General features: G+C 72.4%; 11 protein-coding genes. 10 read left to right on the forward strand and 1 reads right to left on the reverse strand.

Annotated elements, in window-relative coordinates; all coding sequences use genetic code 11:
• Positions 1-45: 45 nt before the first annotated feature.
• Entirely contained in the window at positions 46-990 is a 945-nt protein-coding gene (locus BLQ43_RS11755) for a methylenetetrahydrofolate reductase (protein WP_090021285.1), read from the reverse strand.
• 451 nt (positions 991-1,441) lie between these two features.
• Between BLQ43_RS11755 and BLQ43_RS11760 the strand changes: the two genes are divergently transcribed.
• The 10 genes from BLQ43_RS11760 (at position 1,442) to BLQ43_RS11805 (ending at position 12,339) form a co-directional block, all read left to right on the forward strand.
• On the forward strand, positions 1,442-2,803 hold the full coding sequence (locus BLQ43_RS11760) for a hypothetical protein (protein WP_090021111.1): 1,362 nt from the start codon (positions 1,442-1,444) through the stop codon (positions 2,801-2,803).
• A 95-nt stretch (positions 2,804-2,898) separates the two neighbouring features.
• Positions 2,899-3,126 carry a hypothetical protein gene (locus BLQ43_RS11765; RefSeq protein WP_090021113.1) on the forward strand — a complete coding sequence of 76 codons (228 nt, stop codon included), beginning with the start codon at positions 2,899-2,901 and terminating at the stop codon, positions 3,124-3,126.
• A 76-nt stretch (positions 3,127-3,202) separates the two neighbouring features.
• Positions 3,203-4,417, forward strand: a complete 1,215-nt coding sequence (locus BLQ43_RS11770; RefSeq protein ID WP_245659567.1) for an ABC transporter substrate-binding protein — start codon at positions 3,203-3,205, stop codon at positions 4,415-4,417.
• Between the two features lie 137 nt (positions 4,418-4,554).
• Complete coding sequence (locus BLQ43_RS11775; RefSeq protein ID WP_090021117.1) at positions 4,555-4,854, forward strand: hypothetical protein; 300 nt, start codon at positions 4,555-4,557, stop codon at positions 4,852-4,854.
• Positions 4,855-5,038: 184 nt separating this feature from the next.
• Positions 5,039-6,895, forward strand: coding sequence for an ABC transporter permease (locus BLQ43_RS11780; RefSeq protein WP_090021120.1), 1,857 nt, complete (start codon positions 5,039-5,041; stop codon positions 6,893-6,895).
• Complete coding sequence (locus tag BLQ43_RS11785) at positions 6,892-7,683, forward strand: ABC transporter ATP-binding protein (protein WP_090021122.1); 792 nt, start codon at positions 6,892-6,894, stop codon at positions 7,681-7,683. The genes BLQ43_RS11780 and BLQ43_RS11785 overlap by 4 nt, the downstream gene beginning before the upstream one ends.
• Positions 7,677-8,375 (forward strand): ABC transporter ATP-binding protein, encoded by a 699-nt coding sequence (locus BLQ43_RS11790; RefSeq protein WP_090021124.1) that lies wholly within the window; start codon positions 7,677-7,679, stop codon positions 8,373-8,375. The genes BLQ43_RS11785 and BLQ43_RS11790 overlap by 7 nt, the downstream gene beginning before the upstream one ends.
• A gap of 135 nt (positions 8,376-8,510) precedes the next feature.
• Positions 8,511-9,962, forward strand: coding sequence for a hypothetical protein (locus BLQ43_RS11795; RefSeq protein WP_090021127.1), 1,452 nt, complete (start codon positions 8,511-8,513; stop codon positions 9,960-9,962).
• Positions 9,963-9,992: 30 nt separating this feature from the next.
• Positions 9,993-10,694: a glutamine amidotransferase-related protein gene (locus BLQ43_RS11800; RefSeq protein WP_090021129.1), complete on the forward strand. Its 702-nt coding sequence runs from the start codon at positions 9,993-9,995 to the stop codon at positions 10,692-10,694.
• A gap of 31 nt (positions 10,695-10,725) precedes the next feature.
• Entirely contained in the window at positions 10,726-12,339 is a 1,614-nt protein-coding gene (locus tag BLQ43_RS11805) for an FAD-dependent oxidoreductase (protein ID WP_176758655.1), read from the forward strand.
• The last annotated feature ends 93 nt before the right edge of the window (positions 12,340-12,432 follow it).

Here is a 12,432-nt window from a genome sequence, read left to right on the forward strand (position 1 = left end):
AGCCGCGGGGCTGCCGGGCGGAACGCCGCGGATTGGCCGGCGGCGTCAGCCGATGTCGCGGTTGACCGTGAAGCCGCGGCCGTCGCGCTTGAACTGGAAGTCGCCGTCGACGACGGCATTGGCCCAGGCCGCGGACTTGCGCAACCCGCCCAGCGGGTAGATGTGCATGCGCTCGATGCCGCAGTTGGGGTCTTCCGCCCAGTACTTGGCCAGGTCGCTGACCAATTCGTCCGGCGCGTTGGTGCTCATCAGCTTGCTGACGTTCTTCGCCCGCCGGGTGAGGAACTGGATCGAATTGCCGATCCCCGCCCAGCGGGCGTAGTTGAGCAGGGTCTTGATCGTCGCCAGCCCGGGCACGCCGATGTGGATGGGCAGGGTGTTGCCCTCCGCCTGGATCTTGCGGTCCCACTCGATGACCGGCTGGGCCTCAAAGATGAACTGCGTGACGATATAGACGTGGGCGTCGGTGCGCTCGGCGAAGCCGTTCTTCCACTTCAGCGCCCGCATGATGGCTTCGTCCGAGATATCCGGGCTGCCCTCGGGGTGGCCGGCGACACCGATCTTCTCGATCCCTTGCTTGTCGAACAGCCCGGTTTCCAGCAGCTGCATGGAATCCGAGAACTCGCCCACGGGATTGTCCACCGCGCCGGCGAGCGCGACGACCTGGCGCACGTCGGCTTCCCCGCGCAGGCGCGCCAGGAAGTCCTCCAGCTCGCCCTTGTTCTTCAGCGAGCGCGCGGCGATGTGGGGCGCCGGCTCGAAGCCCTCGCGGCGCAGGCGCGCGGCCACGCGCACGGTATCGCGGTAGTCCGAGCCGGGCAGGAAGGTCACCGCCACCTTGGTCCCGGGGTGCAGGTGATCGTTGTAGTCGTTGACCTTTTCGTCGCCCTTCGGGGTGGTCTCGATCGACCAGCCGCGAACGAACTGACGGATCTGCTCCGAGCGGTCGCTCGGCCGGTCGGCGTTGGCGGCGTCGCGCGCGCTGCTCATGGGGCTCGTGACTCCTTCCTCGAGGGTGGTCGGCACCGGGCCGTGGTCGGTTCGCGGTGTCGGGCCGGCCCGCCACTCGCGCGCGATGGATACCAGATCGCGCACGCGGTGCCAGGGCATCGGGCGGACTCGATCGCCGGTGAGCGTGGCGTCATCGTTGCCGCGGTCAAGGCCGGCGCAACGCCGCGGCGGTTGTCGTCGCGCCGTCACGCGGAATGCCTGATGCAGGCCCCGGCTGGCCTCCCGTGTGCGCCGCCGTCTGTTGCAGCTGCGCCACACTGCCCGCGGAGCCGTTACAGCGTAACCCGTCCGTCATCTCCCCGTCACGAACCCGCAATGGGCCGTCCCTAGCGTCCGCGCCGCACCGCGCCGGAAGGCCGCGCGGACACGGAACCAAGCGCCGCCCGGGCCGCGACGGCGCGGCCGGGGCGCACCAAGGAGGGGACGGACGATGGTCACAACGACGAACACGCTGCGCAGCGCCCGCCGCGCCAGCCTGGTCGCGGGCACCGCGCTTGCGGTGGCGATGACGGCCGGGCTGGCGACGCCGGCGGCCGCCCAGAACACCGAGCAAGAGCTCCGCCAGCTGCGCGAGCAGATGAACGACATGCGTGAGCGCATGCAGGAGCTTCAGGGCCAGGTGAACGACGTCCGCGAGACGGCGCCCGCCGATCGCTCGGTCCAGCCCGAGTACCCGGTGACGCTGACCGTCGCCGGCCGCGTCAACTCGGCCGTCCTGTACGCCGAGCAGGAGAACCAGGATCAGGCCTTCGTCGCCGACAACGACGGCTCCGGCTCGCGCTTCGAGTTCCTGGCCGAGACCGAGTTCGGCGAGTGGACCTCGGGCGTTGAGATCGTCGTCAGTGCCGAGGTGAACTCCACCGACGAGATCAAGTTCGGCGCCAACCAGGGCAACGCGGACGAGCTCAACGACCTGGGCAACTTCCGGCAGTCCCACTGGTTCATCGAGAACGAGCGCATCGGCTACTTCTCGATCGGCCAGGGCGACACGATGTCCGAGGACACCGGCCACGTCGACCTGTCCAACACCGCGCAGGCCGGCGCCGGCTCCGACGTCGACGACATGGCCGGCGGCCTCGAGTTCGTCGACGCCAACGGGCAGGACCTGCGGGTCGCCGGCGGCGGCGCCCCCACGGACGACGACGAGGTGGACGACTTCTTCGATGCCCTGGACGGCAGCCGCGCCCGCCGCGTGATCTACAAGACCCCGTCCTTCGGCGGCTTCTCCATCGGCGCCTCGCTGCGCAACGACGGCGACGAGCTGGTGCCGGACGTGGGCATCGAGTACGGTGCCACCTTCCAGGGCTTCGAGGTCGAGGCCGCGGCCGCCTGGCGTGAGAACGAGGACGACGAGAGCACCTTCCACGGCTCCGCGTCCGTGATGAGCCCGATGGGCATCAACCTGACGTTCATGGGGGCCACGAGCGAGAACGACGGCACCACGGACGCCGGCAACAGCATCGAGGACCCGAACGCCTTCTTCGTGAAGGCCGGCTACCAGGCCAACTTCGTCGAGGTCGGCTCGACCAGCTTCTCGATCGACTACTACACCGGCCGCGCCAACGACACCTTCGTGGCGCCCAGCGGCGCGCTGCCGGAGGCCGAGTCCTTCGGTGTCTCCGTGCTCCAGGAGATCGAGCCGCTCGCGGCCGAACTCTACATCACCGGCCGTCAGTACGACATCGAGGACGTGAACGCGCTGGCCAACGACGGCACGGCGGGCAACAGCACCGCCATCGGCAATCCGGACGAGATGCTGGCCGTCATCTCCGGCGCCCGCGTTCGCTTCTAAACCGCCGATCCGGTATCCGAACCGGTTCCCGGGGGTCCGCCGCGGCCCCCGGGTTTTCGCGTTGAAGGGAAATTTTGCCGTTGAAGGGGGAGACGATGCGCCACCACCGCCACACCGCCCTCGCGCTCGCCCTGCTCGCCGGCGCCGCCGCCGGCTGCACGGGCGAGGGCTACGCCCCCAGGGATGTCACCTCGAACGACGACTGCCTGACCTGCAAGCCGGAAGGCGGTCTGTTCTCCGGCGGCGACGGCCAGTTCACCGTACTCGGCGGGACCAGCAAGAAGAAGCTGGACACGGATGACCACCAGGACGGGGCCGAGTAACCGCCGCGCCGCCTTGGCACCCGCCCGCCGCACGGCTACAACGCTGGGCAGGACCCGTGCGGCTGGAGAAACGATCGTGCAGCGACGCAGCCTGCTTCGCGCCGGGGCGGCGGCCGCCGCCATGCCGCTGGTGTCGCGTGCCGCGCGCGCGGCGCCGGACCCCATCGTGATCGGCGACCTGAACAGCTATTCCGCGCTGCCGGCCTTCACGCGCCCCTACCGCAAGGGCTGGAAGCTGGCGCAGGCGGAGATCAACGACGCCGGCGGCGTGCTCGGCCGCCCCGTCGAGGTGGTTTCGCGCGACGACGGCGGGGCGCCGGGGCAGGCCGTTACCGTGGTCAACGAGCTGATCCGTCGCCACGGCGCCGAGCTGCTGATGGGCACGCTGCTGTCCAACGTGGGGCTCGCGGTGGCGGACACGGCCGCCCAGCGGCGCAGCCTCTTCCTCGCGGCCGAGCCGCTGACCGACGCGCTGGCGTGGTCGCAGGGCAACCCCTACACCTTCCGCCTGCGCCCAGGCACCTACGTCCAGGCGGCGATGCTGGCCGAACGCGCGGCGAAGCTGGATGCCAAGCGCTGGGCCATCGTCGCGCCCAACTACGAATACGGCCAGTCGGCGGTGAAGGCGTTTAAGCGCCTGCTGCGCGCGGCGCGGCCCGACGTGGACTTCGTGGCCGAGCAATGGCCGCCGCTGTTCGGCATCGAGGCCGGGTCGGTCACGCAGGCCGTGGCGTCCGCCGACCCCGACGCGATCTTCAACGTCACCTTCAGCACCGACCTCGTGAAGTTCGCCCGCGAGGGCCAGCTACGCGGGGTGTTCGAGGGCCGCGACGTCGTCTCGATGCTCACCGGGGAGCCGGAGTGGATGCAGCCCCTGGGCGCGGACCTGCCGGAAGGCTGGATCGTCACCGGCTATCCCTGGGACACCCTGGACACCGAGGCGCACACGCGCTTTCGCGACGCCTACCGCGCGCGCTTCGACGAGCACCCCTACATGGGCTCGGTCGTCGGCTACACCGCGCTGCACGCGTTGGCAAAGGCGATCGAGCAGGCGGGCGAGGCCGGCGCCGATGCTGTCGCCGCACAGATGCGTGGGCTGTCGCTCGACTCCCCCTTCGGCGGGATTCGCTTCCGCAGCGTCGATCAACAGTCCACGATGGGCACGTTCGTGGGCGAAACGGCGGTCAGGGACGGCCGGGGTGCGCTGGTGGACTGGACCTACAAGCCCGGCGAGGCGTACCTGCCGTCCGACGACACGGCTGCCGAGTGGCGGACTGCCGCCGGCAACTGAGGGCGTGCGCCGGCACGGTTTGGACAATCATCCCAATCGATACGGCACGAAGCACTTGAAGAACGGGACGGCCTGCCCGCAGGCTCCCCGTCATCCGCCGGTCGCCCGACCGGCCCACCCGCAGGAGACTGTGACCGATGAAGCTGAATGACGAGCAAGCCAAGGTCGTCGAGGAGCGCACCGGCCTGCAGCCGATCCCCGAGGACAATCCGGCGATGAGCCAGCTGAAGGAAAACTTCGGCGACCACACCTTCTATGTGGACGACCAGGGGCTCTACGTCCTGGAGGCCACCGAGGCGGAGAGCGAGAAGGACGATCCCGAGGCCGCCCAGGCGGTGCAGATCGCCAGCTGGACCGACGAGAACAAGACCGCGCTGCAGGCGCACGAGCCCCAGGCCACCGATGCCCAGTTCAAGCTGAAGCGCGACGAGGAATAACCCGGCGCCGCGCGCAGGCGTCCGGCGGGGCCGCCCGCCGGCAATGGCGGAAAAACGGGATCACGTGCTGGTCCGGTTTTTCCGGGCCTGTGCGGCTGTGCCTCCCAACCCCGGACGCGGATCGTCCCGGCGCCGTCGTGGCGGCTGAGGCCGTTCGCGCGTCCGCCAAGTTCCCCGGAGCCGCATGGATTTCGTGGTCGCTCAGGGCCTGACCGGGCTGGCGAGTGCGTCCGCCCTCTTCCTGGTGGCGTCCGGGCTGACCATCATCTTCGGTGTCACCCGCATCGTGAACTTCGCCCACGGCTCCCTCTACATGCTGGGGGCCTACGGCGCGTATTCGCTCACCACCACGCTCATGCCGCTGGCGGGCGGCCTGGGCTTCTGGGCCGGGGTGCTGGCGAGCGCGCTGGCGGTTGGCGCCGTGGGCGCGGCGCTCGAACTGCTGGTGATGCGGCGGCTCTACGGCTCGCACGAGCTGTTCCAGCTGCTCGCCACCTTCGGCGTCGTGCTGATCGTCGACGACGTGGCGCTCGCCGTGTGGGGGCCGCAGGATCTCGTGGCCCCGCGGCCGCCGCTGCTGGACGGCGCGGTCGCGATCATGGGCCGCGCCATCCCCACCTACGACCTCGTCCTCATCGCCCTGGGGCCGCTGGTGCTCGTGGGGCTGCACTGGGCCTTCCGGCGCACGCGCTGGGGGCTGCTGGTGCGCGCCGCCACGCAGGACCGCGAGATGGTGGGGGCGCTGGGCGTGAACCAGCGCGGCCTCTTCACCGCCACGGTGACGCTGGGCGCCGCGCTCGCGGGGCTGGGCGGGGCGCTCCAGCTCCCGCGCGAGGCCGCGAGCCTGACCATGGACATGGCCGTGATCGCGGAGGCCTTCGTGGTCACGGTGGTGGGCGGCATGGGCTCGGTGCTCGGCGCCTTCCTGGCGGCGCTGATCGTGGCGGAGCTGAACGCCTTCGGCATCCTGATCCTGCCGCAGATCTCCATCGTCCTGCTGTTTCTCGTGATGGCGGTGGTGCTCGTGGTGCGCCCGCAGGGCCTGCTGGGCCGCGCCGAGTTGCAGGCCAGCCCGACCCACGGGGAAAGCGAGCCGCTGCTGATCCCGGGCGGGCCGCGCACGGCCGCCGCCGCGGCGCTGGCGGTGGCGGCGCTGGCCGCGTTGCCGGCGGTGGCGGGCGGTTACGTGATCTCGGTGGCCACGGAAATCCTGGTGATGGCGCTCTTCGCCGCCTCGCTGCAGTTCGTGCTCGGCGTGGGCGGCATGATCTCCTTCGGCCACGCCGCCTATCTGGGGCTCGGGGCGTACGGCGCGGCCCTGCTGACGCAGTACACGGGCGCGCCCATGACCGGGGCGCTGCTGTTGGCGCCCCTGGCCGGGGGACTCGGCGCGCTCGTCTTCGGCTGGTTCTGCGTGCGCCTGTCGGGCGTCTACATGGCGATGCTGACGCTGGCCTTCGCCCAGATCGCCTGGGCGGTGGCGCACCAGTGGGTCGCGGTGACGGGCGGCAGCAACGGCATCCTGGGCGTCTGGCCGGCGCCCTGGGCGGGCGGCGTGACCGCGTTTTACTGGCTGACGCTGGCGGTCGTGGCGGCGGCGATCGCGCTGCTTTGGCGGACGGTTTTCGCCCCCTTTGGCTACGGCGTGCGCGCCACGCGCGACAGCCCCCGCCGCGCCGAGGCCGTGGGCGTGAACCTGCACCGCCAGCGCTGGCTCGGCTTCACGCTCGGCGGCGTTTTCGCCGGGCTCGCGGGCGGGCTGTACGCCTTCCTCAAGGGCAGCGTCTTCCCGGCCGTGCTGGCGATCCCGATGTCGATCGACGGGCTGGTGATGGTGCTGCTCGGCGGCGTGCAGACGCTGATCGGCCCGCTGCTGGGCGCGGGCGTCTACGACGGCCTCAAGACCGTGCTGATGAGCGCCACGGACACCTGGCGCGCGGTCGTGGGCGCGGCGATCGTGCTGCTGTGCGTCGCCTTCCCGCGCGGGCTGGTGGGCAACGTCAAGGCGTGGCTGACAACGCGAACGGGGCGTGCGGGATGAGCGAGCCGGTCCTGGCGGTGCGCGGGCTGATGAAGCGCTTCGGCGGCGTCGTGGCCGTCGACGACGTCACCTTCCACCTGGCGGCCGGCGAGATGCTGGCGCTCATCGGCCCCAACGGCGCCGGCAAGTCCACCTGCTTCAACTGCATCGGCGGGCAGCTCAAGGCCGACGGGGGCTCCGTCCGCCTCAGTGGGCGGCGCATCGACCGCCTGCCGCCCCGGCGGATCTGGCGTCTGGGGGTGGGACGGACCTTCCAGGTGGCGGCGACCTTCGCTTCGATGACGGTGGCGGAGAACGTGCAGGTGGCGCTGCTGTCGCGGGCGCGACGGCTGGGCGACCTGGTCACGCGCGCCAACCGCTTCCAGCGCGGGCGCACCACGGACCTGCTGGCGCGCGTGGGCATCCCCGACCTCGCCGACCGGCCGTGCGGGCTGCTGGCCTACGGCGATGTCAAGCGGGCCGAGCTAGCAGTGGCGCTGGCGAACGACCCCAAGCTGCTGCTCATGGACGAACCGACGGCCGGCATGGCGCCTGGCGAGCGCGCAAAGCTGATGGCGCTCGCCCGGCAACTGGCGCACGAACAGGGCATCGCCGTTCTCTTCACCGAGCACGATGTCGACATCGTCTTCGACCACGCCGACCGTGTGGCGGTGATGGACCAGGGGGCTCTCATCGCCGACGGCCCGCCGGGGCGCGTGCGCAACGACGCGCGCGTGCGCGAGGTCTATCTGGGCGGGGGCGAGGACGAACCGGCGCCGAACGGGGCCGGGGAGGCGGCGCCGTGCTGAGCGTGGACGGGCTGTGCGTGCGCTACGGCCGCGCCCGGGTGCTCTTCGACGTGGGCTTCGGCGTCCCCGAAGGCCGGGCCGTGGCGCTCATGGGCCGCAACGGCGCGGGCAAGAGCACCACGCTCAAGGCCGTCATGGGGCTGGTGACGCCCGAGCGCGGTTCCATCACCTTCGACGGCGCCGAGATCACGGGCCTGCCGCCCGCGCGCATCGCTCGCCTGGGCCTGGGCTACGTGCCCGAGGACCGGCGCATCTTTCCCGACATGAGCGTGGCGGAGAACCTCGCGGTGGGGCGCCGGTCGCGCGCGGACGGCGCGGGCTGGGACGAAGCGCGGGTGTTCGAGCTCTTCCCCGAACTCAAGGGGCTGCGCGATCGGCGCGCGGGCACGACGAGCGGCGGCGAGCAGCAGATGCTTGCCCTGGCGCGGACGCTCATGGGCAACCCGCGCCTGCTGGTGCTCGACGAGCCCTCGGAGGGGCTGGCGCCCAAGGTGGTCGCGCGCATGCGCGAGACCGTGGCCGACCTCAAGGCCGAGGGCCTGACGCTCCTGCTGGCGGAGCAGAACCTGGGCTTCGCACGCGCCGTCGCCGACGACGCCGTGGTGCTGCACAAGGGCCACGTCGCCGAGACCACACGCATGGCGGCGCTCGCCGACGATCCCGAGCTGCGGCGGCAATACCTCGCCGTCTGAATCCCCCGCGTGCGCGCCTGCGTATGTACGATTTCTTCACTTCGTGAGCGTTACGTGTCCATCCTGTGACGGCTCGAGCGTGATGAGGGCAGGCAGGGACGGGCCTGGCCGCACCAGGATGGGACGCGCACCGGCATGAAAGCCCGCGGGTACGAGGTTTACGGCCGCGCCGACGGCCGCTGGTTCCTGGACTCCGCGCACGCGGACAAGGCGCCGGCGGTGTCGCGGGCGCGCGAGGTGGCGCAGAGCCCCGGCTCGGGCTACGAACGCGTCGCGGTGTTCGAGGAGCGCCGCTTCCGCCCCCGCAACGTTCACGAGGAAAACTGCGCCGTCCAGCCGGGTGCCAGCCTGCGCATCGAGCCCATCGAGACGGCGCCCGTCTGCCAGCGCCTCACCGACTACTACGGCCTGCCGGCGCGGCTGACCGTGGGGCGGCTGCTGCGCCAATACCTCGACGCCGAGGGCATCACGGCGCTGGAACTGTTGCACGACGCGCTGCGGCTGCGCCGGCTGATGGGCGATTATAGCATGGCGCCGAAGGCACTGGGGCGCGTGGCGGGGCTCCAGGCGCAGGCCCTGGGCGTCTCGCACAGCCAGCGCATGGACGCCCTCTACCGCGCCGCCGACGCGGTGCAGCGCTGGGCGCACAAGACGCAGACGCGGCGCGGGCTGGTGCAGGCCCTGGAACGCGACGGCGTGCCGGGCGTGCGATCGGTGCTGCCCCAGGACGCCTCGGACGGCGCGGTGGCCATCTACACCTCCGGCGCGGTGGCGCACTACCTGCGCCTGTGCGGCGACTGGGACGAGAAGGTCGTCGCCCTCGCGGAGCTTGCGGCGCGCGACGACGGCGATACCCTCGCCGCCGCCGACGGGGCGATCGCCGAGATTCTGGACACACCCGACGCGATCCGCCGGATCGTGGACTGGCACCCCCACCTGGACGGGCTGGAAACCGGGCTCCAGGGCCTGATCCAGTTGGCGCAGGGGCAGGGCGACGGTGCCATGCCCACGCGCGCCGCCGAGACCGTTCGGGCGCTGGCGGCGCGGCAGGGGCTGCCGCAGACGCGCAGCATCCTGCTGGACCGCGTGGATCGGGGGCTGCGCGGCGTGCAGCCGCTGCGCCGCGAGGGCGGCGGTGACGAGGAGGCCTTGGCGGCACTGGTCCAAGGGCTTATCTCGCCCGGCGGCATCGTGGGCGGCCCCACGATGGCGGCCGCGCTAACCCGGCGGGCGCGGCTGGCGTTCGCGGCGGGCGAGGAAGACCTGAGCGTCGCGGACGCCGTGGCGCGGGTGCTCGCCCTGATCGACTTTCCCGGCGCCCGGCTGGGCTATCTGCTGGCGCTGGCGGCCTCGCCCCTGGGCCGCGAGCACGCGGCCGCGGTGCAGGGCCATCTGGCCCGCTTCGCGCGTGGGCTCGCAGGCCCGGATTCCCTAGTGCCCCGGAATGGACCGCCGCTGCATGCTGTCGTGCGCGATCTCAAGAGCCACCTCAAGGACCTGGAAGACGCGGGCGTGGCCGGCGCCGAGCTGCGCGCCGACCTGGACACGCTCGTGCGCCGCGACGACGGCCGCGCCGCCCCGGCATGACCCCCACGCGCGGGGTCGGGAGGCGCGCGCATGACCGAGCGCGTGCTTCAGATCTTCCAGATGCAGCAGGCGCGCGGCGACCGCGTGACGCGCTGGCTGGAAGCCGCCGGCTACGAGCTGGACCAGCGCTTCCCGTTCCGCGGCGATGCGCTGCCCGACCCGGGCGAGGACTACGCGGCGGCCGTGGTTTACGGTGGGCCGCAGAGCGCCAACGACACCACGTCCCAGATCCGCGACGAGTTGGCCTTCATCCGCGCCTGGACCGAGCGCGACAAGCCGCTCCTGGGGCTGTGCCTGGGCGCGCAGCTTTTGGCGGCGGCACACGGGGGGCGCGTCGGCAAGCACCCCGAGGGGCTGATCGAGGCCGGCTACACCCCGGTCCATCCCGGCGAAGCGGGCCACGACCTGCTGCCCGCGCCGCAGCCCTTCTACCAGTGGCACACCGAGGGCTTCGAACTGCCGGACGGGGCCGAGCGCATCGCCACGGGCGAGCGTTTTCCCAACCAGGGCTTCCGCTTGAGCCCGCGCATCTACGGCCTGCAATTCCACCCCGAAACCACGGTGCGCATCTTCTCAGCCTGGATCACCGAGGCCGGCCACATGCTTGAGCTGCCGGGCGCGCAGCCGCGCGAGCAGCACTTCCAGCAGGCCCTGCACCACGAGGACCGGGTCACCGATTGGCTGAACGGCTTCATGGCTGCGTGGCTGGGGCATGATGCAACCGGCCGGTGAGCTGCACCGGCGAATGCGAATAGGAGGGCGCGTGACCACGCACCGGCTTCCCCATCCCCACGGCGTGCTGCTCGACCGCGACCGGCCGATGGGCGGGCAGCTCGACGGCGCGCCCGTCGCGGGGGTCGACGGCGACACCCTCATGAGCGCGCTGCTGGCCCACGGGCGCCACGCCATCGCGCGCTCGCCCGTCTACGGGCGGCCGCGCGGACCGGTGACGCTGGCGGGCGTCGAAGGGAATCTGCTCGTCCGCGCGGGCGACGGCGCGCCGCAGCCCGCCGACGGCATGCGCCTGACCGACGGGCTGACGGCCGCGACCGTGAGCGGCCCGCCCGCGCGCGGCGGTGTTGCGGGACTGGCCCAGCGCCTGCGCGGCGGCAGCCCGTCCGGTTCGGTGACGACGGCCGGTGAGCTTCCGGCGGGAGAAGCGCACGAGCTGCACCCCGACGTGGCCGTGCTCGGCGGCGGACCCGCGGGGCTTGCGGCGGCGGAGGAAGCCGCGGCGAGCGGCGCCGGAGTGTTGGTCATCGACGAGCAGCCGCGGCTGGGCGGTTCGCTCGTCACCGGCCGCTGGGGCATCGAGCCGGGCCGGGGCGGCGACGAAGCCAGGCGGCTGCGCGCGGCGCTGAGCCAGCGCGACAACGTGCGCCTGCTTACGGGCGCGCGCTGCCTGGGCTGGTCCGCCGACGCGGGGCTGACGGCCGTGCGCGGCGGGCAGCCCTACCGGGTGCGCGCGCGCCAGCTCGTGGTCGCCACGGGCGTGCTGGAACAGCCCATGGTGTTCCGCAACAACGACCTGCCCGGGATCATGACGGGCACGGCCGTGCAGCGGGCGCTGCGCCTGTGGGGCGTGGCGCCGGGCACGCGCGCGGTGGTGTGCACCGTCAACCCGCAGGGCTACGCCGCCGCGCTGGACCTCGCCGACGCCGGGGTGGAGGTGGCGGCCGTGCTCGACCTCAACGAAGACCACTTCGACGGGCCCGAGCGCCGCGCGTGCGAGCACCGCGGCATGCGCGTGATGCCCGGCCACACCGTCTACGAGGCGCGCGCCGGGCGGGCCGGCCGGCATCTGGGCGCGGTGGTGATCGACGCGCTTGCCGACCACGAGGGCGACGTCAGCCACGCCACGGAGCGCGTGGCCTGCGATCTCATGGTCATGTCGGTGGGCACGGCGCCGCGCGCGGACATCCCCGCGCAGGCGGGCGCGACGCGCATCAACGACACCTACCACGGCACGCTGCTGGTGGAGGACGTGCCGGCCGGCATGCACCTCGCCGGCGGGCTGAACGGGGCGCACGACCTGAACGACGTGCTGGCGGACGGGCGCCGCGCCGGGTGGGCCGCCGCCAAGGCGCTCGGGGCCAAGGTCGGCCCGCGGCCCGACGACCCCACGGGGCCGCGCCCGCTGGTCGATTATCCCTGGCCCATCTTCCCGCATCCCAAGGGGCGCGAGTTCGTCGACCGCGACGCCGACGTCACCGTGGCCGACGTGCGCCGGGCCGCAGCCGAGGGGGCGGACCTGGATGCCGTCCGGCGCGCGACGGGGCTGGGCACCGGCTGGTCGCGGGGCGCGCTCTCGGCGCTCAATGCCCTGCGGCTGGCAGCGCGCGCCCGCGGCGAGTCGTCCGGCGGGCAGGTGCTGTGACCCATCACGCGATGGTGTCGGCGGGATGAGCCCGGTTGATGACATTGGGCTTGACGCATGCGCCGGGGCACGCGAGGCCATGACGGAATTCGA

This window comes from Limimonas halophila (assembly GCF_900100655.1).
GTDB classification, from domain to species: Bacteria; Pseudomonadota; Alphaproteobacteria; order Kiloniellales; family Rhodovibrionaceae; genus Limimonas; species Limimonas halophila.

Excerpts from the sequence above, each read along its gene's own strand:
- BLQ43_RS11760 (WP_090021111.1), top strand. The coding sequence starts at position 1,442 with ATGGTCACAACGACGAACACGCTGCGCAGCGCCCGCCGCGCCAGCCTG.
- BLQ43_RS11780 (WP_090021120.1), top strand. The coding sequence starts at position 5,039 with ATGGATTTCGTGGTCGCTCAGGGCCTGACCGGGCTGGCGAGTGCGTCC.
- BLQ43_RS11800 (WP_090021129.1), top strand. The coding sequence starts at position 9,993 with ATGACCGAGCGCGTGCTTCAGATCTTCCAGATGCAGCAGGCGCGCGGC.
- BLQ43_RS11785 (WP_090021122.1), top strand. The coding sequence starts at position 6,892 with ATGAGCGAGCCGGTCCTGGCGGTGCGCGGGCTGATGAAGCGCTTCGGC.
- BLQ43_RS11755 (WP_090021285.1), bottom strand. The coding sequence starts at position 990 with ATGAGCAGCGCGCGCGACGCCGCCAACGCCGACCGGCCGAGCGACCGC.
- BLQ43_RS11795 (WP_090021127.1), top strand. The coding sequence starts at position 8,511 with ATGAAAGCCCGCGGGTACGAGGTTTACGGCCGCGCCGACGGCCGCTGG.
- BLQ43_RS11765 (WP_090021113.1), top strand. The coding sequence starts at position 2,899 with ATGCGCCACCACCGCCACACCGCCCTCGCGCTCGCCCTGCTCGCCGGC.
- BLQ43_RS11775 (WP_090021117.1), top strand. The coding sequence starts at position 4,555 with ATGAAGCTGAATGACGAGCAAGCCAAGGTCGTCGAGGAGCGCACCGGC.